The following is a 25,313-nucleotide window of genomic DNA, read 5'->3' on the forward strand; positions in this document are numbered from 1 at the left end:
ACCCAACCCTACACTGAAAATGAAAGCACGCACCGTTGAAATCATGGACACCACCCTAAGGGATGGTGAACAGACCTCTGGGGTTTCCTTTTCCGCTTCGGAAAAACTCACTTTGGCCAAACTTCTTTTGGAAGAACTCAAAGTGGACCGTATTGAGGTGGCTTCGGCCCGTGTTTCCGAAGGGGAGTTCAAAGCGGTCAAAAGTATCACCGAGTGGGCCCACAGTGAAGGGTATATCTCTAAAGTCGAGGTGCTAACTTTTGTAGATAATGGGGTTTCTTTGGACTGGATGATAGAGGCTGGCGCCAAGGTGCAAAATTTGTTGACCAAAGGATCGTTGAACCACCTTACCCATCAGCTCAAGAAAACGCCTGAGCAGCATTTTTCAGATATTGCCACGGTCATACAAAAAGCGCAAGAATTGGGCATTGAAACCAATGTGTATCTTGAAGATTGGAGCAATGGCATGCGGAACTCCAAAGAATATGTGTACCAGTTTTTGGATTTTCTTACCACCCAACCCATTAAACGCATTTTGCTTCCCGATACTTTAGGGGTATTGACCCATGGCGAGACCGGCCAGTTTTTTAAGGAGATCATTGAGAAATATCCGAACACGCATTTCGATTTTCACGGGCACAACGATTATGACCTGAGTGTAGCTAATGTCATGGAGGCTCTCAAAGCGGGCGCCCATGGTCTTCACCTTACCGTAAATGGTATGGGGGAACGGGCCGGTAATGCCCCCTTGGCCAGCGTAGTGGCCGTTATCAATGACTTTATGCCCGAGATTTCCATCGGGGTCAAGGAATCCTCGCTGTACAAAGTGAGTAAATTGGTATCGGCTTTTACTGGATTTGGGATTCCGGACAACAAACCTATCGTAGGAGATAATGTGTTTACCCAAACTGCTGGTATACATGCCGATGGAGATAGCAAGAAGAATCTTTACTTTAATGATTTATTACCGGAACGTTTCGGCAGAAAGCGGAAATATGCCCTAGGCAAAACATCAGGTAAGGCCAACATCCAAAAGAACCTTCAGGAACTTGGATTGACCTTAAACGATGAAGAGCTCAAAAAAGTTACCGAGCGTATCATAGAACTGGGCGACAAAAAGGAACGCGTTACCAAGGATGATCTTCCCTATATCATTTCCGATGTGTTGGACAGTGACCTCCATCAGCAAAAAGTGTTTGTGAAATCCTACGTGCTCACCCACTCCAAAGGATTAAAACCCTCCACTACCCTTTCCATCGAAATTGAAGGAAAAAGCTATGAGGAAAATGCACAGGGAGATGGACAATTCGATGCCTTTATCAACGCCTTGAAAAAAGTGTACAAAAAAGAAGGAAGGGAACTGCCCAAGCTGGTGGACTACGCCGTTAGAATCCCCCCAGGGAGTAATTCGGATGCGCTTTGCGAGACCATCATCACCTGGCAGACCAATGAGAACGAATTCACCACACGTGGATTGGATTCCGACCAGACCGTATCGGCCATAAAGGCCACAGAGAAAATGCTCAACCTAGTATAGATAATTGTGTTTATTGAAAACTGATAATTAAAGAAATGAAATTAAACATAGCCCTATTGGCCGGGGATGGAATCGGCCCCGAAGTAATAGACCAAGCCGTAAAAGTATCCAATGCCGTAGCAAAAAAATTCGGACATGAAATCAATTGGACACCTGCACTTACCGGTGCTGCCGCCATTGATGCCGTAGGAGAGCCCTATCCGGACGAAACCCATGAGGTGTGTGCCAATGCCGATGCCGTACTTTTTGGAGCCATAGGACACCCTCGTTTTGACAATGACCCATCCGCCAAGGTACGTCCTGAGCAAGGCTTGTTGAAAATGCGTCAAAAATTGGGTCTTTTCGCCAATGTTCGACCCACATTTACTTTTCCTTCATTGATTGATAAGTCCCCATTGAAAAGAGAACGTATTGAAGGTACGGACCTTATCATTCTTCGTGAGCTTACCGGAGGGGTCTATTTTGGGGAAAGAGGGAGAAAGGATGACGGCAACACTGCCTTTGACACCATGACCTACCAACGCTTTGAAATAGAGCGGCTGGCCCGAAAAGGTTTTGAAATGGCCCTAAAGCGTTCCAAAAAGCTTTGCTGTGTGGATAAGGCCAACGTATTGGAATCTTCTCGTTTGTGGAGGGAAACTGTCCAAAATATGGAAAAAGAATACCCGGAAGTGGAAGTGTCCTATGAATTTGTGGATGCCGTGGCCATGCGTTTGGTACAATGGCCCAAAGCCTACGATGTCATCATTACCGCCAACCTATTTGGGGACATCCTCACCGATGAAGCTTCGGTAATTTCCGGATCCATGGGATTGATGCCTTCTTCTTCCGTAGGAAGCAAGGTGTCGCTTTATGAGCCCATTCACGGTTCCTACCCTCAGGCCGCCGGAAAGAACATTGCCAATCCACTGGCAACGGTATTGTCTGCCGCCATGCTATTCGAGGATTTGAACCTTGCCGATGAAGCTGAGGCCATTCGCGCCGTGGTCAATAAATCATTGGCCGAAGGTGTGGTCACCGAGGATTTGGCCGAAGGCGGCAAATCATTTGGCACCAGTGAGGTGGGTGATTGGTTGGCTTCCAACTTATAATCCATTTCAAAAATAAAATTCCAAGAGCCCCTTTATGGGGCTTTTTTTATGTTAAAAATCCCCATTCCCAGTTCTCCCTTCAATTCAAACCCTGTTTACGTCAATCCATAAGGGGCATCCATCAATTGTACCCTCTTTTTTGATTTGGACCATGATAGTTTTGGTTCCCAACAACAATCTCAAAAAAGGAATTTAAGATGGCACTACAGGAAGAATTTGAACAACAGGGGATTTGGCTGTTCCGGTATCGAAGCTTTTTGCCTTTGGTCATTATCGCAATCGGAATTGGCTTGTACATCAACACAGAAATCCACCCCGAAACCTTTTTTATCAAAGACACTCCTTACGAAATGCATTATGAACTTTTCTGCCTATTTGTGGGGTTGTTAGGTCAGCTTATCCGAATATTCACCATTGGCCACACTCCAAAGAACACTTCTGGTCGAAACGTAAAGGGTCAGGTGGCCGATACGCTCAACACCACTGGCATCTATTCCGTTGTGAGACACCCTCTTTACTTGGGGAACTTCTTCATGTGGTTGGGGCCGGCCTTATTGACCGGCAACTTTTGGTTCGTTACAGCCTTCTGCTTCCTGTTTTGGGTGTATTATGAACGTATCATGTTCGCTGAAGAACAATTTTTGCGTAAAAAGTTCGGGATGACCTATTTGCACTGGTCCGAAAGGGTTCCCGCCTTTATCCCAAATTTTAAACAATATAGGCAACCTATTATGACCTTTAGTTGGAAAAAGGTATTGAAACAGGAAAAAAACGGTCTATTCAACCTGTTCATTATCTTTTTTGCTTTTGACATGACCGGTGAACTCATCAATGGGACCACCAATTTCAACCTGACTTTTCTGATAGGCTTTGTCCTTGCCAGTATTGGTTTTTTGATATTGACATTCTTAAAACGACGAACCGCTGTCCTGAATGAGGAAAATACGTTACGATAAAGAATTTTCATTTGCCTTTACCTATGTATCCCATCAAACTAAGCTCGTGTAAATCCATTACCTAAGAGCGATCAACACCCATCACTTCATAAATATAATCTCCTAGTGTGACAAAAAACACCTTGGAGGAATATCATAGGAGATTTCTCGTCGTCCCGAAAACCGTCGGGACTCACTCGAAATGACATACACCCATATACAGTCATTTCGAACTGTCATCCTAAGCGCAGTCGAAGGGGAATGTGAGAAGTCTGCTGCTATAAATATAGTCCGTACTCAAAAAGTTGCTCACTTTGCCCTCCAGCAACTGCTCAATGGTCTCGTTGCTAATTTTACCCCGTCAACCCAAACCAAGCACACATCAACCCAAACCGGACATCCGTCAATTCCTCCCATAATCCCAGTATGTCTTTGTTTTCCTTTGGAAAAACAATAAAAAATTCACAATGAAACATCCAAAACTCTTGGGGGCCATGGCCTTGGCCCTTTTCCTTGTCTTGAACAACTCTTGCGGCAAGGACGACCCCTGCAAGGAAACCACCTTTTATCTGGACAATGATGGGGATGGCGAAGGCGACTCCGCCAAACCCCAAATGGCCTGTGAAAAGCCGGACAAACATGTGGCCAATGCCAATGACCCGGACGACTCCAACGCCAATATCTTTTCCGGTTGCACCAAAGTGACCTACTATCTGGACAATGACGGCGACTCCTTTGGTGATCCCAACCAGTCTTTGGAACTCTGTGATGGAGTTACAGTACCTGAAAAGTATGTAACTGATAATACCGACCCTAATGATGCTGACAACAACGATCCAGAATGCCAACAAGAAGTAACTTACTATGAGGACAAAGATGGTGATGGGCATGGTAATATTGAAGCGGCACAAACAATTTGTTCCAACTTAGATACTCCATCGGGTTATGTTTCTAACAGTGATGATTGTGATGACCTTAACGGAACTTTTTATCCAGAAGGCCCGGATCATCCCAACGATGGAATTGATTCAAATTGTGATGGTACCGAAGAACCCACTCCTACCGTAACCATATGGAATGGTCAAGATATACAATTTTCCAAAGCATCCAATGCGGATTGGCACCTAACAGAGAATCAGGACCAGTTAACAGCTGACATTATCATCACAAGACAGAATGGTGGCCCTATTTACAATTTCCAGTGGTGGCAAAGTACATTTGGTCAAGATGCCGAGCATGATGTTAATGAAAATTTCTCGGATCTTTTGGCGGACTTTTATGGGGATTCTGATTATGCTGTACTAAACTATGAACAGATTGATGCCTCGGGAGGAACAAAAGGCATCAAATGGGCCTTGCTTGATCCCGGCCTAGGTAACTATCCCAATCAAGCTTGGGAAGATTTTAATTTCTATGGTACTTTAGGAGACCCGACCAACTTTTACAGTTTCAAAAATCTATACAACATTATAAATATGTTACATTATGATGAGAGTATAATGATTGGCATAAAGAATGAATTTCAACTTTTATTGAGCTTAGGCATAGGATATGGTTCAAGATACGATAGACTGGTCGGCAAGCAATTGGCTCTATGGTTGGTTGAAGAAAATATTTACCTTACCTTAACTTTTGAGTCGTTTGACATGTATAATGATACTCCTGGGGGAGCTTTTTCCTATACCCGTTCCACCCCAAATTAGACAAAAGAATTTGAAAGCAAAAAAAAGCCTTGGAAAAATTCCAAGGCTTTTTTTTATATTAAACTTCATTGGAGATTTCTCGTCGTCCCGATCACTATCGGGACTTACTCGAAATGACATACACCCATTTACAGTCATTTCGAACTGTCATCCTGAACGCAGTCGAAGGGGAATGTGAGAAATCTGCTGCTATAAAATATAGTCCGTACTTAAAAAGTTGCTCACCTTGGCCTCCAGCAACTGCTCAATGGTCTCATTGTTGATGTCATTGTCCTTAAAGGCCACAAAAGTCCGTATGGAGAACGAACGCAGGGCATCGTGCACACTCAAGGTGGCCTGTGCGGAATCCTTTCGTCCTGTAAATGGGTACACATCCGGGCCACGTTGGCAAGAACTGTTCAAATTCACACGGCACACCAGATTCGCCAAGGAATCAATAAGTGGCGAAAGGGTGTACACATCTTTTCCGAACAGACTCACCTGCTGTCCGTAGTTGCTTTCGGCCATATCGTCCAAAGGTTCTTCAATATCCTTAAAGGATAGTACCGGAATGACGGGGCCAAACTGTTCCTCCTCATATACCCGCATGTCCTTGGAAACCGGATACAATACCGCCGGCCAGATGTAATTGTCAAAATGCTTTCCCCCTTTTTTGTTTAGGACTTTGGCTCCTTTGGTTTTGGCATCATCCAACAGTTCTTGTATATAGGCCGGCTTTCCAGGTTCTGGCAATGGGGTAAGGCTCACCCCTTCATCCCATGGATTCCCAAACTTGAGGGCATCCACTTTTTCGGAGAAGCGCTTTAAGAATTCTTCCCTGATATCCTCATGTACATAAACCACTTTGAGTGCGGTACACCGTTGCCCGTTAAAGGACAGGGTCCCGGCAATACATTCATTGATGGTAAGGTCCAAATCCGCATCGGGCAATACAATGGCTGGGTTTTTGGCTTCCAAGCCCAATACCAAACGTAATCTGTTGCTCTTGGGGTGCTGTTCCTGTAGCGCATTGGCCGATTTACTATTTCCGATAAGGGCCAATACATCCACCTTTCCGGTTTTCATAATGGGGGCGGCCACAGCCCTTCCCCTGCCGAAAAGAATGTTCACCACACCTTTTGGAAAACTGCTCTTAAAAGCCTCCAAAAGTGGCGTAATCAACAAAACCCCGTGTTTTGCGGGTTTAAATATGGTGGTGTTCCCCATAATAATAGCGGGGATCAACAACGCAAAGGTTTCATTCAAGGGATAATTGTAAGGTCCCAAGCAGAGTACCACCCCTAGCGGTCCCCTGCGGATATGGGCATATACCCCACTGTTTTTTTCAAACTTGGCACTATCCCGATCCAACTGCTTATATTCCTCTATGGTGTCATAGATATACTCCACGGTACGGTCAAACTCCTTGTAGGAATCCGGTTGTGACTTGCCAATTTCCCACATCAACAATTTTACGACCTCCTCGCGCTTTTGCTCCATCTTCTTGACAAAGGACTCCATACATTCAATACGGTCCTTTACCTTCATCGTGGGCCAAACCCCTTGTCCTTTGTCATATGCCGCCAAGGCCGCATCCAAAGCCTCCATGGCCTCGGGTTCCCCCATATCGGGAATGCTGCCCAAGGTAGTAGGTGCATAGTCCTGGGTGGAGGAAATCGTGGAAACCACAGGGGTGGTATTGCCTTCCCATTTGCGAAGTTCCCCATTGACCAAATAGGTCTTTTGGTGAATTTCCTGGGTAATCTGAAATGCTTCCGGTATTCTAGTTTTAGTTGTTGGCATAGGTTGTGAATATTGTTAATAATTATCTAAGAAAACAGTCGTCCATCCATCACAAAGCTAACATAAAAATGACTGGAAACCACTTTGTTTTCAAAGGTTTCCCATCGAAAACGATGGAGTTTGTCCAGTATCAAAACAAGTGCTGGATTTGTGAAGCAGGTCACACCAAATACTGAAAAAGATCAGGCTTATTGTTGAGATAGTCCCCAAAAAAGCTATTGGCCTTCATCCGCTGGATCAAAGGCTCCAAGTCTTCAGATGATTTCAATTCAATGCCCACCACGGCCGGGGCATTCTCCCTACTCGATTTCTTGGAGTATTCAAAGTGGGTAATATCATCATTGGGACCCAAAATATCCACCACAAATTCTTTCAATGCACCTGGACGCTGGGGAAACCTCACAATAAAATAGTGCTTTAAATTGGCGTATAGCAGCGCACGCTCCTTAATCTCTGCGGTGCGGGTAATATCATTGTTGCTTCCGCTGATGATGCAGACCACATTCTTTCCCTTGATCTCTTCTGAAAAATCATCCAATGCAGCTATGGTCAAAGCCCCTGCGGGTTCCACCACAATAGCATCCCGGTTGTACAGATCCAATATGGTCTGGCAGACTTTCCCTTCGGGAACGGTCATCATTTGGTGTAGATAGTCCCTACAAATGGGAAAGGTCAATTGCCCTACTTTCTGTACAGCAGCGCCATCTATAAACTTATCGATCTGTTGCAACTCTACCAGCTCTCCGGCTTCAATGGCCTTTTTCATGGAAGGCGCCCCTTCGGGCTCCACGCCAATGATTTTGGTCTTGGGCGATAGCGCATTGAAGGTCGCACAAAGCCCGGAAGCCAATCCCCCGCCGCCAACGGCTGCAAACACATAATCAATGGGGGCATCAGTCTGTTGAAGTATTTCCAGTCCTACCGTAGCCTGCCCTTCAATGATTTTTTCATCATCAAAAGGGTGCACAAAGGTCTTACCCTCTTCTGCACAGAACAATTGGGCTGCTTTATTGGAGTCATCAAAGGTATCGCCTTCCAACACTACTTTGACCCAATCGCCACCAAACATCTTGGTCTGGTCTATTTTTTGTTTTGGGGTGACCACAGGCATAAAAATCGTGCCCTTGACCTGTAAATGACTACAGGCAAATGCCACGCCTTGGGCATGGTTGCCAGCACTGGCACAGACCACGCCTTTTTCCAGTTCTTCCTTGGAAAGCGAACTGATCTTATTGTAGGCACCGCGAATTTTATAGCTCCGAACACGGTGCAGGTCTTCCCTTTTGAGTAAAATATTGGCCCCATAATTTTTGGAATACCGGATACTCTGCTGCAAAGGCGTCACTTCGGCCACTTGGGCAATGGTCTTCGCTGCTTGGTATATATCCGCTATTTGTGGAAAATAGGCATCCACAGTCTTCTTCATGAGGCCAATATCTGTATTTATCCAATAGGTTTCATAGCGGTCATGGAGGCACGCAAACGCGCTCCAACCACCTCTACGTCATGCTCACGGATCGCTTTGTTCACTGCGATCAACTTGATGTTGTCCACCCCATTGTCTTTTCCTTCACCAAAGTGTTTCCCAATAATATCGGTTTCCACAGTTTTCATGAAGTCGGTCAACAAAGGCTTACAAGCATGGTCGAACAGGTAGCAACCATACTCTGCGGTATCGGAAATTACTCGGTTCATCTCGAACAATTTCTTTCTTGCGATAGTGTTCGCGATCAATGGAGTTTCGTGAAGGGACTCGTAATAAGCGGATTCACCAATGATTCCAGACTCGGTCATGGTTTCATAGGCCAATTCAACACCAGATTTTACAAAAGCGACCATCAACACCCCATTGTCATAGTATGCTTGCTCAGAAATGGACACATCACCAGCTGGAGTCTTCTCAAAAGCAGTTTCTCCAGTAGCGGCACGCCAATCCAATAGGTTTTTATCACCATTGTCCCAATCTTCCATCATGGTCTTGGAAAAATGACCACTCATAATATCATCCATATGTTTTTGGAACAAGGGACGCATGATCACCTTCAACTCCTCGGCCAAGTCAAAAGCCTTGATTTTGGCAGGGTTGGACAAACGGTCCATCATATTGGTGATACCTCCTTGTTTCAATCCTTCGGTAATGGTTTCCCAACCGTATTGTATCAATTTGGAAGCATATCCGGCATCAACACCTTTCTCAATCATTTTATTGAACGAAAGGATGGATCCAGTCTGCAACAATCCACAAAGGATGGTCTGCTCTCCCATCAAATCCGATTTTACCTCGGCCACGAAAGAAGATTCCAAAACACCGGCTCTATCTCCACCTGTTCCGGCGGCATAGGCTTTGGCCTGTTCCAATCCCTTTCCTTCAGGATCGTTCTCTGGGTGCACGGCAATCAGGGTAGGCACCCCAAAACCTCTCTTATATTCTTCGCGTACTTCAGAACCTGGACTCTTGGGAGCAACCATGATCACCGTGATGTCCTCACGCACCTGCATTCCTTCCTCAACAATGTTGAATCCGTGTGAATACGATAGCGTAGCACCTTTTTTCATCAAGGGCATTACCGCACCTACCACTTTGGAGTGTTGCTTGTCCGGAGTTAGGTTGATGACCAAGTCAGCGGTAGGGATCAATTCCTCATAAGTTCCCACGGTGAAATTGTTCTCGGTAGCGTTCTTATATGACTGTCTCTGTTCCTTTATGGCCGCTTCACGAAGCGTATAGGAAATGTCCAGTCCAGAGTCACGCATGTTCAAACCTTGGTTCAACCCTTGGGCACCACAGCCCACTATTACAATTTTCTTGCCCTTAAGAGCGGTAACACCATCAGCGAACTCACTTGGGTCCATAAACCTACACTTTCCCAATTGGGTCAATTGTTCACGAAGTGATAGTGTGTTGAAGTAATTTGCCATTTTAACTATTTGATTTTGCTATTTATTGATTTTGAAATTCTGCTAAAATATTGGTGATCGGCATGGCCGCCTTACTCACGGCTATCCTTCCGGAGCGTACAAACTGCATGATCCCGTAAGGCTCCAATGCATCGTGCATCTCATCGATTTCGTGACGACGCCCCGTCTTGGCCAAAACAAAGAAATCCCTGCTCACGGTAACAATCTGTGAATTGCTCTCTTTGATGATGTTCTGGATCTGTCTTTCATCAAACAACAAATGGGATGCTACCTTAAAAAGGGCCGATTCTTGGTAAATGGTTTCGTCATCTGTATGATAGTAGGCCTTGATGACCTCAATCTGTTTTTCTATTTGGTTGACAATTTTTCGCGCCCAATCTTCGGTGGAAAAAATCACAATTGTAAACTTTGACACGTTCTCAATCTCTGATTTTGAAACATTTAAACTCTCAATATTAATGTGTCTCTTTAAAAATATCCCAGATATTCTGTTGAGCAAACCCACATTGTTTTCGGAATACACCGATATGGTATACCATTGATTTTCCATGCTTATTTTATTTTAACCGCAACTATGAGTCCTGTGGACCAGTCCATTTTTGTAATTGTTATATCTTTTCTTTTTTCCAATAATTCAATCAGCTCGTTCGCCTTATCCTGATGCCCTACCGGCCAATTGGGTTGCCTGCTCATATCGTCAATGACATAAAAGCCGCCCATCTTAAGTAAGGCCAGGGCATTCTCCAGATGACTGTATTTTCCAGGCCAAGCATCCGCAAAAATCAAATCGAACGAATCGCCTTGATAGGATTCCAGCCACTCCCCACCGTCAGCGCAAACAAGCTCCAAGCGGGGTTCGTCTTGAAAAAAGGCCTTGGCAATCTGGATAAGTCCAGCTTCATTGTCCACACTGATGACATGGGAATCTTTGTCCATCCCCTGCACCATCCAAGCCAATGAAAGACCAACTCCCGTACCCAATTCCAAGAAATTTCCATTGGATTTGGAAGCCACCAATGTCCTTAACAAGGAACCTACCCCCATATCCGAAGACATGGAAAAGCCCATTTCCTTGGATTTGGCAAGCAAAGCGGGATAGTTGACCGGTATATCCAAACTATTGGCCTGATTCATCTTTATTTCAATCTGATATCAGAAATGGAAGCCCCTGTTGGAACCATTGGGAACACATTGTCTTCCTTCTCTACCCGAACCTCCAAGAAATAAGGGTCTTTGGAAGCCATCATTTCCTCTACGGCATCCTTCAATTCCGAACGCTCCACTACCCTTCTTGACTTAATGTGATATCCTTCAGCGATTTTCACAAAATCAGGATTGGTCATAACGGTTGAGGCATATCTTCTTTCAAAGAAAAGCTCCTGCCATTGACGCACCATTCCCAAGTGATCATTGTTCAATACCACTATTTTCACCGGTAGATTATGCTGAAAGATAACCCCAAGTTCCTGAATGGTCATTTGGTACCCGCCATCACCAATGATAGCAACGACCTCGCGGTCCATAGCCCCCATCTTGGCGCCAATGGCTGCCGGAAGGGCAAATCCCATGGTACCCAAACCACCTGAGGTGATATTACTTTTAGTCTGTTTGAACTTGGCATACCGACAGGCCATCATTTGATGTTGACCCACGTCGGAAACAATGACCGCCTTGTGACCAGAGGCCACATTGATCTGTTCCAAGACCTCGCCCATGGTAAGTCCCGGCTTAGTGGGATGTATATCTTTCTGGATTACAGTATCAAATTCGATTTGACGCTTTTTTTCAAACTCGCCCAACCATTCCTTATGTTCATTTTTATTCACCAAGGGAAGCAGCAATTCCAAGGTCTGTTTGGCATTGCCCAAAACAGCAACATCCACCTTCACATTTTTGTTGACTTCCGCAGGATCTATCTCAAAATGAATGATCTTGGCCTGCTTGGCATAGGTTTCCAAATTTCCGGTTACCCTATCATCAAAGCGCATCCCTATGGCAATGAGCAAATCGCACTCATTGGTAAGGACATTGGGGCCGTAATTTCCATGCATACCCACCATACCCACGTTCAATGGATGGTCCGTATCCATGGCCGAAAGTCCCAAAATGGTCCATGCCGCTGGGATTCCTGCTTTCTCGACCAAAGCTTTGAGCTGTTCCTCTGCTTCACCCAAAATCACCCCTTGTCCAAAAACGATATAGGGTTTTTTGGCATTGTTGATCAATTCCGCCGCCTTTTCAATAGCACTTACTTCGATATCTGGAGCAGGTTTATAACTTCGTACACCTGTACACTTCTCATACACGAAATCCAACTCATCAAATTGGGCATTTTTGGTGATGTCCACCAAAACGGGACCCGGCCTACCGGATTTGGCAATATAGAATGCCTTGGCCATTATCTCTGGGATTTCTTCGGCCCGGGTAATCTGATAGTTCCATTTGGTCACAGGTGTTGAAATTCCAACAATGTCCGTTTCCTGAAAGGCATCGGACCCCAAGAGATGTCTTGCCACCTGTCCGGTGATGCACACCATAGGTGTTGAGTCTATTTGGGCATCGGCTATACCGGTCACCAAATTGGTGGCACCGGGACCTGATGTTGCCATGGCAACCCCAACCCTTCCACTTACCCGCGCATATCCTTGTGCAGCGTGGGTAGCTCCTTGCTCATGCCTTGTGAGGATATGGGTAAGCTTATCCTGAAACTTGTACAGTTCATCATACACAGGCATGATGGCCCCGCCAGGATACCCGTAAATAAGATCTACCCCTTCGGCCAATAAGCAATGTATAATAGCCTCAGCACCCGTAATACGTATGGAGGTGCTCTTTTTATTCTCTTTTTTTTGTGCTTTCAATGTTTCCATAAGCCTTTAATTTGGAAATACATATCCTTCCCTCTATGGGCATTTAGTGTTTGTTTTGTTAAAATAAGTCGGTAACACATCCTTTAGAGGCAGATGAAACCGTTTTTGCGTATTTGTACAGGCTCCCTGATTTTATTTTCAGCTCAGGTTGCTTCCATGCTTTTCTTCGTTGTTCCAATTCTTCATCGGAAATATTGATGTTGATGGTATTGTTCACAGCATCGATAGTGATTTCATCCCCATCTTTCACCAAAGCGATACCTCCACCTACTTGGGCTTCCGGGGAAACGTGACCTACTACAAAGCCGTGGGATCCTCCCGAAAACCTTCCATCTGTGATCAAGGCAACATCCTTGCCCAAGCCTGCGCCCATAATGGCCGAGGTTGGTTTCAACATTTCGGGCATTCCCGGAGCTCCTTTAGGTCCTTCATAACGAATGACCACCACATCTCCTTTTTGGACCTTACCGGTGTGAATTCCTTCGTTAACGGCAGTTTCGCTGTCGAAAACACGGGCCGTTCCGGTAAATTCCAATCCTTCTTTACCGGTAATCTTCGCCACAGCACCTTCCGTGGCCAAATTTCCGTAAAGGATGCGGATGTGTCCCGTCTCTTTGATGGGTTGGTCCAGAGGTCTGATAATATCCTGTCCTTCTGCCAAATCTGGGGCATCCAAAAGGTTTTCGGCCAATGTTTTTCCGGTCACGGTGATGCAATCACCATGAAGCATTCCTTTCTTCAACATATATTTAAGTACCGCTGGAACACCGCCTACCTTGTGAAGATCTTCCATAAGATATTTTCCACTGGGTTTTAAATCTGCCAATAAGGGCGTGGTCTCGCTGATTCTTGTAATGTCTTCCAAAGTAAAATCAACCTCAGCAGCGTGCGCAATGGCCATAAAGTGCAATACAGCATTGGTAGAACCACCCAAAACGGTTACCAATCGGAACGCATTTTCCAAGGATTTTTTGGTGACAATATCCTTGGGCTTGAGGTCATTTTGCAATAGGTTGAGCAAAGCGGCTCCCGCAGCTTCGCAATCGGCGCCTTTGCTTTGGTTCACCGCAGGGATTGAAGAGTTGAACGGCATGGACATTCCCATGGCCTCAATGGCCGATGCCATGGTGTTGGCCGTGTACATTCCTCCGCACGCGCCGGCTCCCGGACATGCTTTGTGGATTACTTCCTTATATTCGGTTTCATCAATGGTTCCCGCCACTTTTTGACCATAGGCCTCAAATGCGGAAATGATATCCAATTTCCTATTATTGTGACATCCCGGGGCAATGGTTCCCCCATACACCAAAATAGAAGGTCTGTTCAAACGCAATTGGGCCATCAAGGCACCAGGCATATTTTTGTCACAGCCCACAACGGTCACCAAACCGTCATAACTCATGGCTTGTACCACGGTTTCCACGGAATCTGCAATAATGTCCCTTGAAGGCAAGGAGTATCGCATCCCGGGGGTTCCGTTGGAGATACCGTCGCTCACCCCTATCGTATTGAAGATAAGTCCGACCATATTGGTAGACTGCACCCCTTTTTTCACTTCCAATGCCAAATCGTTCAAGTGCATGTTACAAGGGTTGCCCTCGTAGCCTGTACTTGCGATGCCTATAAGTGGTTTTTGTAAATCTTCGTCGGTCAACCCTATGGCGTGCAACATGGCTTGTGCAGCAGGAAGGGTTGGGTCTTGGGTCACATTTTTACTAAACTTGTTCAGTTCCATTGTCAAATTTCGTTCGAATCGAGAATTTTGTTGAATTTCTTTATGTTATTCAAAGATAGATGTTTAATAAACCCCATATTTTTAACAGTTTCGGGCTATCTAGGTCCATTTGAAATATTATCAACGCAACTCTCTTAAAATCAATTATTTATACTTAAAAAAATCCAATATTCATTTATTTTTATAATACAAAAGAAAAAGGGCCTGCATCAATCTTGATACAGGCCCTTTTCATCAACAGCAAGTCTGTATCATTCCATGTTCGGAACAATAATGACGACACCGTTGACTAGAATATTTCTTTTCATGCCCCAATGTTACAAAAAAATACTTTTATGAAAGCCCCCTATCAATTAAAAAATAAAATATTTTATCCAATCATAGGAGTTTGAAGGATAGGGTATCCCCCAACTTCTTTTGAGCAAGTGTATTTATGGCAGCTTCCGATAGTTGCAATATCCGGGGGTAGCCTCCCGTGGTCTGACCATCTTTCATCAAAATGATCAAACGTCCGGCCGGCGTAAATTGGATGGTTCCCGGCAAGGTTCCCGAAGTGAGCATGGAATGCCCATGTCCCGGAATCAGTTCCTTAAGCTGATAGGCCATCCGATTATTTTCTTTGGAAACCGTAAACGGTTTTGAAAAAATGGCGGCCAATTGTTGATCGGACAAAAGAGAAAATTCAGGCCCCTTGAACACTTCCAGTTCCTCACCCAGAAAATGGTCTTCTATCTTGACCTCGGAAATAATCGGCGCATAGGAATCGGTCTTTGTGTAAGGAATCTCTTCCCCATCCTTGATGTGTTTCTTTTTGGTGACCGGAATAAATTGGGAGCGGCTTCCTAACACTTTTGGGGTCTGAAACCCATCCTTAATGGCCAAATAGCCTCTAAATCCGTTTTCCAACCTGCCGTAAGAGAGAATGTCTCCTTTGGAGACTTGCACAACCTGATAATTTTCAATGGGAGCATTGTTCAAGGTAGCAGAAATATGCGCTCCGGAAAGACAAATGGCCGTAGGCTCTTCAAATTGGAGTGTTGGGCCCTGCATGGTAATCTCAAGTACGGCCGCATTGGGGTCATTTTCCAACAACAGATTGGCTTTTTTCACCGAATCCATGTCCATAGCGCCGGAAATGGGCACTCCTATATCCCGGTGTCCAAACCGCCCCAAATCCTGTACGGTCATAAAAAAACCGGATTTCAACACCTTAAGCATTCAATACGGTTTTCTCTGGTTTGTAAATCCCCACTTCTCCCTCAATCTTGTGCAAGTCATACTCGGCCCTTGATATTTTTTGAAACTGAATTTTATCACCCACCTTCACAAAACAGGGTTCCTCTGCTTTTGGATTGAACAATTCCACGGGGCAATTCCCTATGATGTTCCAACCACCCGGTGAATCTTGGGGATACACCCCGGTTTGTTTTCCTGCCAATCCCACAGAGCCTTTGGCGACTTGCAGACGAGGTTCCGCCCTTCTTGGGATTTCCAGGCCCGTTGGCAATCCTCCCAAATACATGAAACCTGGCAGGAAACCAATCCCATACACCACATATTGATGTGCCGTATGTTCTTGTATCAATTCGTCGGGGGATAACTTCAAGGTTTGGGAAGCTTCTTCCAAATCAATGCCGAATTCCAAATCATAACAGACCGGTATTCGCCATAAATATTGGATTCTTTTGGTTTTGGAGGCAGCTTGCCTTGAATGGCAGTCCAATACAAGTTTCTTTATGGTCTCAAAGTCCAGATGTTCTTGGTTGCAGACCATGGTCAAGGAATTGTAAGCAACGGACATCTCCCATCCGGGGAGCCCCAATTCCTTGAAAGCATCCATAAAATCAAGGATGTCCGCTAAAATAGACTCTTCCACTTGGTTGGGCCATTCCACTAGAATAGCGCGTTCTCCAAAGGGCTTAATGGTGATGGGGTAACTTTTCACTACTGTAATCGTACCTGATGGTTAGGCAATTCTCTCGAAAGATACATCAATATTTCCAATGCGGAAGCAGTATCGCCGTGTATGCATAAAGTTTGTGCCTCTATTCCGATCTTTTCTCCTGTCATGGCCAAAACCTTGCCTTCCGTTATTATGGAAACTACATGTTTCAAGACCTCCTCAGGGTTCTGGATAAGGGCATTGGGCTGTTTTCGCGAGACCAAACTTAAATCCCTGTTATAGTTCCTATCCGCAAAAGCCTCGAACCAAATTTCAAAACCGCGTTGCTCAGCCTGTTTTGAAATAACAGATTCAAACGGAACATACAGCAAGGCCTCCTTCGCATAGGGTGTGAGGGCATCCAAATAGATTTCAGCCAATGCTCTATCCTTTGCAGTCTGGTTGTACAAAGCCCCATGGGCCTTAATATGGTGTAGCTTGACCTGCTCTTCCTGCAAAACCTTCATAAAGGTTTTTAACTGGTCTTTGATACTTTCCTGAAGCTCTTGGGGTGAAATATCCATGACCTCCCTTCCAAAATTTGCCCTATCCGGGTAGGAAGGGTGCGCCCCTACCTTAATATGATGCTGCTTGGCCAACTTTACAATGTGTCTCATGGTCTCCAAGTCCCCTGCATGCCCACCACAAGCAATATTGCAGGAGCTGATGTATGGGAAAAGTGCAGCTTCATTTCCCACTCCTTCGCCTACATCGCAATTGATATCTATATACCACTGCCCCATCACAACCATCCGATTACTTTAAAAATGCTCTTTGCTCCCAAAAATATACTGAAGCCCACTATGGCAATTCCAATGATATTTTGAATCCATGTGTTTTTGTAGAGTCCCATAACCGATTTGCGATTCACGATCCACAACAGCAGAATTGCCATGATGGGAAGCAACATCCCATTGGCCATTTGTGCAAACTGTATCACCTGGATGAGCTGTATGTCGAACGACAAAAAGAATACCCCGCAAAAGAGTACAAAACTCCAAACCATTTTAAACCTTTTGTCCCGCATTCCCCCACTCCACCCAAAACAACTGCTGACCACAAATGCTGCGGCGAGTGCTGCGGTTATGGCCGAAGTGATCCCGGCAGCCAAAAGTCCGACAGCCATAAGGTATATGGCCATCTTGCCGAACAAGGGCTCCAAGCCTTTGGCCATATCCAAAACATTATTCACATCATCTATAGGAGCTGCGGAAGCCGTAACCAAGATAGCCAAGGACACCAGTCCACCCAATCCAATGGAGATGGCCGTATCCCACTTCACCGCTTTCAAGTCATTATCTGATTTCCATTTTTCCTTGACCAAGGAGGCATGGAGAAAAAGATTGTAGGGCACCACAGTGGTCCCCACCAAGGCAATAACGGTCAACAAGCTCCCTTCGGGAAGTCTTGGAACGAACATGCCTTGTAAAATATCCAGAATGGAAGGTTGGGTCAACAGGGCACAGATTACGAAACATACCCCCATGAGAGCGACCAAGCCTACAAAAATCCGCTCCAAAATCTTATAATTGCTGAACCAGAGCAACACAAAAATGAACAAACCCACCAACAAAGGATAAAATGGCATTAGCTGTTGTTGGGGAAAAAGTTGCTCCAATCCCAAGGTAGCCCCACCAATGTTTCCCGCCTCATAGGCAGCGTTGCCAATAAGAATAGCGCCCAAGACCACAGCAATGACCAGTTTTTTCACCCAAGGGTTTTTGAGCTCCCCTCTTACCACATCCACAAGTCCAGTCTGTGTCACCACCCCTATTCGTCCTGCCATTCCCTGTAGTGCGATCGTGGCTAGAATGGATACCAACAACGCCCATATAAGGGCGTAACCAAACCGAACCCCTGCCAGCGTGCACATCGCTATGGTACCCGGCCCTACGAATGCAGCGGCGACCAAAACACCCGGACCTATTTTTTTAAACATGATGGTATTGGTTTCTTGGTCTTCAAAATAAGAGGATATCTGGAGAAATGTTGTATTTCATCCAAAAAAATGCATTTCGTCTAAAAGTGGGGTGTTTTACATCGATAATTTATACGATAATGAAAAAGCGAAAGTTATAATAATCCCAAATCATACATAGACCTAAACCGAACAAATACTTATGACATGTAAGGATTGCGCCAGAAGTATCGGACACGAACAATACAGGGAATCTTTTGATTCGCTAGGTGTTGAACTTTGCGAAAGACATACCAAACTCATTAAAAGGGTTATTTTAAACAACGACACCCCCCTTGAAGCCATACAACTTTTTTACGCATTGAAAGAAGCTGGCGCCAACCCCATGCTGGAATGGTGGGACGGCAAACGTTCCGTGGACATTGCCATCTCCCGGGTAAAACTCAATATTGAAATTGACAAGGACTACAACATGATCACCCATGAACAGGCCATCAACGATCTTGAGGACGCCATGCATTCATTCAAAAACGGATTCACAACAGTAAGAATCCCCCATTTAGCGGTAAAATATTACCTAACGGATACTGTGGATAACATTTTGGGTATCATTTCCGGACTGAAGGCAAACATCAGGGCCATTTAGTTGCAGAACTGCAACTTGTTGTCCAGTTTGGTTTCTTTGTATTCCAGAATATTGATCACAATGGGGTCTTCGCCTATGTTTTCCAAATCGTTCACATAGTTTTTTCCCCTGTACTCGAAGTATTCCGTATCCCCGGCATCCAGTTTTATCATGTCTATCTTTCCGTTTCCATAACGGGTCAAGGCCAGTCCCCCTGTGGTACATACCCAACCATAGTTGGTATTGTGCTTTCTAAACGGAATACGTTCCCTTGGGGCGAGACGTAATTCCCATAGTTTTACACTTTCATTTTCAAACACCAATCGATCACTCAGCGATTGTGTTATTTCTTGATGCAGCAACTCATCTATCTTCTCCTGTTCCCACGGGTCAAAATTTCCTGCAGGATTCAATTCAACACATTGCATTCCTTCAAAATTTAAAAAACCCTGCAAAAATACACCTTAATCAACTCATAAACAGATTAATACAAGATATTTAACGTATAATTTGCGTAATCCCTTGTTTAAGATCAATCTATTGTCAAAATGATGAAATACCGAATCCATTTTTAGGATTTTTCAAATAAAACAGCTTCTACCTCCTTGACCTACAATTTTTTATCTAATTTGTAACAGGGCAAATCAATTGCTTTAAAATTTCAGATAACCAACCTCTACATCAATAATGAAAAAACTACTTTTAGCACTTCTTGCCATTGTCTTGGTAATTGTTGCCGTTTTGATCACCAACACACTATCACTGACCTCTAAGCAAGTAAATCCCGAAACACTCGTTTCGATGGACTTTTCCGAGAATGCCTATAACCGACTTTCCAAAGCCGTCCAGTTCAAGACCATTTCTTATAATGAAGAAACCCTGCCCGATTCCACAGCCTTTAATGGATTCCATGATTTTTTACGTGAAACTTTTCCATTGTTGCACCAAAACCTAACCTTGGAAAAAATCAACGACTATAGCCTGCTTTATAAATGGACAGGTTCGGACCCAGACCAACAGCCTATTATTTTACTATCGCACCAAGATGTGGTACCCGTGGACCAACCTACCCTAGCCGATTGGGAGGCCGGCCCATTTGATGGAACCATAACGGACACACACATTATAGGAAGAGGGACCATGGACGATAAAAGCTCCCTAATGGCACTGATGGAATCCGTGGAACAATTACTGAAAGAATCTTTTGTTCCTACCCAGACCATTTATCTGGCTTTTGGACATGATGAGGAATTGGGTGGCGAAAATGGGGCCAAGAATATTGCATCTTACCTGAAAGAAAAAGGAGTCCATGCAGCCATGACCCTTGACGAAGGCGGCTTTTTGGCAGAAAACATGGTGCCCGGTTTTGACAAGACGGTTGCCATGATAAATTTAGCGGAAAAGGGATATGCTTCTTTCGATTTAATTGTGGAAACCAAAGGAGGGCACAGCTCCGCCCCACCAGAACACAATACAATCGGTATGCTAGCCCAAGCTATTGTGGACCTTGAAAACAATCAACTACCATATGAATTGGTAAAGCCGTTGGATTATCAGTTTGAATATATGGGAGCGGAAATGTCTTTTTTCAAAAAAATGGCCTTTGCCAACCCATGGCTGTTCAAAGGGTCTGTTCTAAAGGCTTTAAATGCCCATACCACTACGGCCCCAACCATCATTGAAGGCGGGGTCAAGGACAACGTAATCCCTACCGTGGCCAAAGCCACCATCAATTTTAGAATATTACCCGGAGAAACCGTTGAGTCCGTAAAAGCACATGTTCAAGAAACCGTTGGGGATAAGATCAAAGTAGAATTGGCTGGATTTGCCACCAATCCATCCCCAGTGTCGGGAATTGATTCCGATGCGTTCAAAAATCTTGAGACCACCATACGCTCTGTGTTTCCGGAAGTAGTGGTCGTTCCGGGTTTGATTGGCGGTGGAACAGATGCCCGTTATTATTATGATGTTTCGGACGAAGTGTACCGTTTTTATCCCATTCGCATTGCTCCTGAAAGTTACACCCGTTTTCATGGTATCGATGAGAAAATCAGTAAAGAGAATTACAAAGAAATGGTACAGTTCAGTTATCATCTGATTCAACGTTTCAACAAGTAACCTTAACCCAACCAACCTTCCCGGTCCAAGCTTCTGTATTGAATGGCTTCGGATATGTGGGATTCCTGTATACGTTCAGAATTGTCTAAATCCGCTATGGTTCGGGCCACTTTCAAAATCCTATCATAGGCACGTGCCGATAGGTTCAACCGTTTCATGGCGTTTTTTAGCAATTCTTTTGATGCATCCCCAAGTACGCAGAATTTTGCAATCTGTTTGGTTCCCATTTGGGCATTGTAATGCAGATTCCCCATTTCCATAAACCTCCCATTCTGTATTTTTCTGGCTTCCATTACCCGTTTTCTAACGGTAATGCTATCTTCCCCTTTTCTATTTTCCGACAGTTTCTCAAAAGGAACCGGCGTAACTTCGATATGAATATCAATCCTATCCAACAAGGGACCGGAAATTCTGCCCAAATACCGTTGCATCTCCGCCGGGGACGAGGTCACTGGAGCATCCGGATCATTAAAGTACCCACCGGGGCTGGGGTTCATACTGGCCACCAACATAAAACTACTGGGGTAAGTAACCGTATACTGGGCCCTGGCAATGGTCACCTCCCTGTCCTCCATGGGTTGCCGCATTACTTCCAACACCCTGCGTTCAAATTCAGGGAGTTCATCCAAAAAAAGCACTCCATTATGTGCCAATGAGATTTCACCCGGCTGAGGATAACTTCCGCCACCCACCAAGGCCGCGCTGCTAATGGTATGGTGTGGACTTCTAAACGGTCGCTGCCCCATGAGTCCTTGGTTTCTCACTTTACCTACTACACTATGGATTTTTGTGGTTTCCAAAGCTTCGTTCAAAGTCATGGGTGGCAGTATGGAAGGAAGCCGCTTGGCCAGCATGGTCTTTCCTGCACCTGGCGGTCCGATCAAAATGATATTGTGCCCGCCTGCCGCAGCAATCTCCATGCAGCGTTTTATACTTTCCTGTCCCTTTACATCCGAAAAATCGAACGCAGGATCGTCCATATGTTTGTAAAACTCCTTTTGGGTGTCTACAAGTGTCTGTTGCAATGGAACTCCAGCATCAAAATAATCGATGACTTCCTTGATGTTACCAACACCATAAACTTTCAATCCACTGACTACGGCCGCTTCCGCAGCATTCTCTTTGGGGAGTATAAATCCTGCATACCCTTCCTCCTGGGCTTTTATGGCAATTGGAAGGGCTCCTTTTATGGGTTGAAGGCCGCCATCCAATGAAAGTTCCCCCATGATCAAATATTCCTCAATACCGTTTGACTTGATCTGATCGGAAGCCGCCAATATCCCCAAGGCCAAGGTAAGATCATAGGCAGACCCCTCTTTTCGCATATCGGCAGGAGCCATATTAATGGTGATTTTCTTTCCAGGAATCTTATAGCCTATATTTTGCAGTGCCGCGGCTATTCGATAATTACTCTCTTTGATGGCATTGTCTGGAAGGCCCACCAAATGGTAGCCCACACCTTTATCTATATTTACTTCAACTGTGATGGTGGTGGCCTCAATACCAAAAACGGCACTTCCGTAAACTTTTATGAGCATTTGGTACTTTTCGGATTAAATGAGCCCAAAAAGTAGGTGATTTCAACCAACCCTATCCTCCCGTTTGACGGATACCGGGTTTTGAGTTGACGTAACCCCTTCCCCAACCAACGGATGGGTAAAAGGGTATTGGTTTTTTGGCTATTCCTTGTTGAAAATAAGAACGGACTCTGCCGTATTTTCAATTTCTTCTTGGTTCATCATCATTTTTCGGAACTTCCCTTGCACATACATCTCCGCTTGGTCCTTGTAATGTTTGCTGAACGGATTCCCAGATTGTCCTGTGGGTAAGATGCTGATGCTGTTCTCCACGTCCGAAAAATCTATAATTCGTCTTGTCGATGGTCCTGAGTTGACCTTATAAAGCCCTGTACTGTCATAGGGAAATCCCATGTTATTGATGACCTCACGGCTTCCTTCCACAGGAAACGGTCCAACATTGAAGTATTTTCGTAAGGATTCCACCTGCCCAATGGGGTGCGGATGTTCCAAGGTATGTACTTTGTCCCACGTCCATTGGCTTGGGTCCGGACCAAAGTCCTCGACCAAGGAAGTCCATGCATCAGCAAAAGATTTTAATACAATGTCCCTGCGGGTTTCCACCATATCCTTGGTATGCACATTGTCCCACCATTTGCCTTCGGCCATATTGGCTCCCCAAGCAATCTGTCGTTTAAAAAGGTGGGTGGCCAAAAATTTATTGAACAACTCAGTCCCCATCTCATCTTCCATAGTGTTTTTCACCATAAAGTACTCGCATCGATGATACAAGGTAGGGCTTGTGCTGTTCAAGGAATAATGTCCGTTCCAGTTTTTAAGTGAGTCCACCTGTACCAACTGTTCATTGGTGAGTGTGGTGACATCGAACATCTTAATGAGTTCCGTGATCAAGGACGGATTGACGGATGAGGTCACATCCAATATCATCTCCGATGCGGATTCCTTATCCCAGTCGTCCTTGGGGTCCAACAGTTCCACAATACGTTTGGCCCTGTTCTCCGGCAAATAATACCCGGGATAGACCATTCCCGCAATGGAATCGGGTTGATTATTGGCCGAATACACATAATGCCACGGCGGATTCACAGCACTTGGGTTCTCCGAAAAATCCAAATAGCGCAAAGGTTCTTCTTTTCCCGAGGCCCCGTTGAGAATAAATTTGGTGGACAGGCTATCCGGCATTTGGTATAGTTTGGCCGTGGCCCACCAAGCCACATTGCCTTGGGCATCCCCATACATTATATTGAGACCGGGAGCGTGTATCTTGGGAAGGGCACTTTTAAATTCTTCGATGTTGGTCGCATGACTGATTCCATGTAAGGCATCCATGACCTCATTTTTGGGTTTCGTGAAGATCCAAGACATGGAAACAGGAGTTTCTTGTGAAATTTGGTCGGCAATACCATTCAATACCGGACCGTGGTGTGTGTTTTTATAGGTAAAGGAGACATCTTCCCCGTCTTTTACTTTGATGGTCTTGGTTACATATTCAAAGTCTTTCCACCCTGATGCCACCTTATATTTTGTGCTATCAGATGGATGCATCTCCTCATAATAAAAATCAATATCATCATTTTCAAACATGGTCATTCCATAGGCCAGGTTCCGATCATGGGCCAACAACGGAAATGGCACACCAGCCAAATGATAGCCATATTTTTCGTAGCTGGGCGTGCTCACATGGGCCTCGTACCATACCGAAGGTTGTGCAAAACCAATATGCGGGTCATTGGCGAAAATCACCTTACCGTTTTTTGTCTTCTCGGGGGCTATTACCCAACTGTTACTTCCAATAAACTGGGGTATGGGCAATTTTTCAAGGGCTTGGGCCACACTATTCGTGATATCCACTCCCAAAGAGTCCATGGATACTTTGGGATAGTTTTTGATCCATATCGTGGACGTGTCCGAGTCAATCGCCAAATCATTGAGGTATTCCGCACCTAGCTTGTCCCTTAAACTGCTCAACAGTGGGTCTGTTTTATGGGCCATGGCAAAACTAAAGGCCATATACCCCACGGCATCATACACATCTTCCAAAACAAAAGGTTCCTTTTCCAATCCGGTAAGGTAGAACTCTACAGGGGTGGGTCCCTTCTTTATAAACTCATTGATTCCATCCAGATAGGCTCTTGAAAGCACCACCATGTCACTATTCATGTCGAGATTGGCCACCGTTTGGGCCGAATAGTCATCAATCCCCAAGGAGAGAAAGAACTTGTCCGTCTTTACCAAATCGGGTCCGAAAACCTCGGAAAGTCTTCCTTTGGCCACCCTACGCAACAATTCCATCTGCCAAAGCCGGTCCTGGGCATGCACGTATCCCAAGGCCTTGATGGCATCAACCTCATTCTCCGCATAGATATGGGGAATCCCATAGGTGTCGTAAAAGACATTGACCTTACTTTCCAGTCCCGGCAAGGTCTTTTCTCCTGAATAATCCGGTTTAAGGGTGTTGACAAAAATCAGTGCTCCTGCAATTATGAGCACTAGCAAAGCTGCCAATGCCCAGAGTACCTTTTTTATCCTTTTCATGGAATTTTGGTTAAGTTGATTAGCATTCTAAGGTAAGTTTATTTTCTTGAATGCATTAAAAATCA

General features: G+C 44.9%; 20 protein-coding genes. 6 read left to right on the forward strand and 14 right to left on the reverse strand.

What is annotated here, in order from left to right; all coding sequences use genetic code 11:
- The first annotated feature begins 19 nt into the window (after nt 1-19).
- The 4 genes from F8C76_RS04925 to F8C76_RS04940 all read left to right on the forward strand — a co-directional run bounded on the left by F8C76_RS04925 (nt 20) and on the right by F8C76_RS04940 (nt 5,266).
- Nucleotides 20-1,537, forward strand: coding sequence for a hydroxymethylglutaryl-CoA lyase-like TIM-barrel protein (locus F8C76_RS04925; protein WP_152130707.1), 1,518 nt, complete (start codon nt 20-22; stop codon nt 1,535-1,537).
- 35 nt (nt 1,538-1,572) lie between these two features.
- The gene (gene leuB, locus F8C76_RS04930) at nt 1,573-2,628 is read left to right on the forward strand and encodes a 3-isopropylmalate dehydrogenase (protein ID WP_152130708.1); all 1,056 of its coding nucleotides are present in this window, start codon (nt 1,573-1,575) and stop codon (nt 2,626-2,628) included.
- A gap of 197 nt (nt 2,629-2,825) precedes the next feature.
- Entirely contained in the window at nt 2,826-3,584 is a 759-nt protein-coding gene (locus F8C76_RS04935; protein ID WP_152130709.1) for a methyltransferase family protein, read from the forward strand.
- A gap of 446 nt (nt 3,585-4,030) precedes the next feature.
- On the forward strand, nt 4,031-5,266 hold the full coding sequence (locus F8C76_RS04940) for a hypothetical protein (protein WP_152130710.1): 1,236 nt from the start codon (nt 4,031-4,033) through the stop codon (nt 5,264-5,266).
- Nucleotides 5,267-5,455: 189 nt separating this feature from the next.
- Here the strand turns inward: F8C76_RS04940 and F8C76_RS04945 are convergent, their stop codons facing one another.
- From F8C76_RS04945 to F8C76_RS04995, 11 genes are all read right to left on the reverse strand, one after another.
- Nucleotides 5,456-7,048: an NADP-dependent glyceraldehyde-3-phosphate dehydrogenase gene (locus F8C76_RS04945; RefSeq protein WP_152130711.1), complete on the reverse strand. Its 1,593-nt coding sequence runs from the start codon at nt 7,046-7,048 to the stop codon at nt 5,456-5,458.
- Between the two features lie 160 nt (nt 7,049-7,208).
- A complete protein-coding gene (gene ilvA / locus F8C76_RS04950; RefSeq protein WP_152130712.1) occupies nt 7,209-8,474 on the reverse strand; it encodes a threonine ammonia-lyase IlvA in 1,266 nt (421 codons plus the stop codon).
- 17 nt (nt 8,475-8,491) lie between these two features.
- Nucleotides 8,492-9,967, reverse strand: coding sequence for a ketol-acid reductoisomerase (gene ilvC / locus F8C76_RS04955; protein WP_129652523.1), 1,476 nt, complete (start codon nt 9,965-9,967; stop codon nt 8,492-8,494).
- 22 nt (nt 9,968-9,989) lie between these two features.
- Entirely contained in the window at nt 9,990-10,517 is a 528-nt protein-coding gene (gene ilvN / locus F8C76_RS04960; protein ID WP_129652524.1) for an acetolactate synthase small subunit, read from the reverse strand.
- Nucleotides 10,518-10,519: 2 nt separating this feature from the next.
- Nucleotides 10,520-11,101 (reverse strand): O-methyltransferase, encoded by a 582-nt coding sequence (locus F8C76_RS04965; RefSeq protein ID WP_152130713.1) that lies wholly within the window; start codon nt 11,099-11,101, stop codon nt 10,520-10,522.
- 2 nt (nt 11,102-11,103) lie between these two features.
- A complete protein-coding gene (ilvB, locus tag F8C76_RS04970; RefSeq protein ID WP_152130714.1) occupies nt 11,104-12,837 on the reverse strand; it encodes a biosynthetic-type acetolactate synthase large subunit in 1,734 nt (577 codons plus the stop codon).
- A 58-nt stretch (nt 12,838-12,895) separates the two neighbouring features.
- Nucleotides 12,896-14,572, reverse strand: a complete 1,677-nt coding sequence (gene ilvD, locus F8C76_RS04975) for a dihydroxy-acid dehydratase (protein ID WP_152130715.1) — start codon at nt 14,570-14,572, stop codon at nt 12,896-12,898.
- 378 nt (nt 14,573-14,950) lie between these two features.
- Nucleotides 14,951-15,790, reverse strand: a complete 840-nt coding sequence (locus F8C76_RS04980; protein WP_152130716.1) for a 5-oxoprolinase subunit C family protein — start codon at nt 15,788-15,790, stop codon at nt 14,951-14,953.
- On the reverse strand, nt 15,783-16,517 hold the full coding sequence (gene pxpB / locus F8C76_RS04985) for a 5-oxoprolinase subunit PxpB (RefSeq protein ID WP_152130717.1): 735 nt from the start codon (nt 16,515-16,517) through the stop codon (nt 15,783-15,785). Before pxpB ends, F8C76_RS04980 begins: the two co-directional genes overlap by 8 nt.
- Nucleotides 16,517-17,257, reverse strand: a complete 741-nt coding sequence (gene pxpA, locus F8C76_RS04990) for a 5-oxoprolinase subunit PxpA (protein ID WP_152130718.1) — start codon at nt 17,255-17,257, stop codon at nt 16,517-16,519. The genes pxpB and pxpA overlap by 1 nt, the downstream gene beginning before the upstream one ends.
- Nucleotides 17,257-18,453: an Nramp family divalent metal transporter gene (locus F8C76_RS04995; RefSeq protein WP_152130719.1), complete on the reverse strand. Its 1,197-nt coding sequence runs from the start codon at nt 18,451-18,453 to the stop codon at nt 17,257-17,259. The genes pxpA and F8C76_RS04995 overlap by 1 nt, the downstream gene beginning before the upstream one ends.
- 181 nt (nt 18,454-18,634) lie before the next feature.
- On the opposite strand from F8C76_RS04995, the gene F8C76_RS05000 reads away from it, so the two are divergent.
- Entirely contained in the window at nt 18,635-19,078 is a 444-nt protein-coding gene (locus F8C76_RS05000) for a hypothetical protein (protein WP_116217812.1), read from the forward strand.
- Here F8C76_RS05000 and F8C76_RS05005 read toward each other — a convergent pair.
- On the reverse strand, nt 19,075-19,485 hold the full coding sequence (locus F8C76_RS05005; RefSeq protein ID WP_116217813.1) for a hypothetical protein: 411 nt from the start codon (nt 19,483-19,485) through the stop codon (nt 19,075-19,077). The genes F8C76_RS05000 and F8C76_RS05005 overlap by 4 nt on opposite strands.
- A 259-nt stretch (nt 19,486-19,744) precedes the next feature.
- On the opposite strand from F8C76_RS05005, the gene F8C76_RS05010 reads away from it, so the two are divergent.
- On the forward strand, nt 19,745-21,175 hold the full coding sequence (locus F8C76_RS05010; RefSeq protein WP_152130720.1) for a M20 family peptidase: 1,431 nt from the start codon (nt 19,745-19,747) through the stop codon (nt 21,173-21,175).
- Nucleotides 21,176-21,177: 2 nt separating this feature from the next.
- On the opposite strand, the gene F8C76_RS05015 is transcribed toward F8C76_RS05010, so the two are convergent.
- Nucleotides 21,178-22,713 carry a YifB family Mg chelatase-like AAA ATPase gene (locus F8C76_RS05015; protein WP_152130721.1) on the reverse strand — a complete coding sequence of 512 codons (1,536 nt, stop codon included), beginning with the start codon at nt 22,711-22,713 and terminating at the stop codon, nt 21,178-21,180.
- A gap of 141 nt (nt 22,714-22,854) precedes the next feature.
- A complete protein-coding gene (locus F8C76_RS05020; protein WP_152130722.1) occupies nt 22,855-25,248 on the reverse strand; it encodes a penicillin acylase family protein in 2,394 nt (797 codons plus the stop codon).
- Between the last annotated feature and the right edge of the window lie 65 nt (nt 25,249-25,313).

This window comes from Flagellimonas olearia (assembly GCF_009184425.1).
Lineage (GTDB): Bacteria > Bacteroidota > Bacteroidia > Flavobacteriales > Flavobacteriaceae > Flagellimonas > Flagellimonas olearia.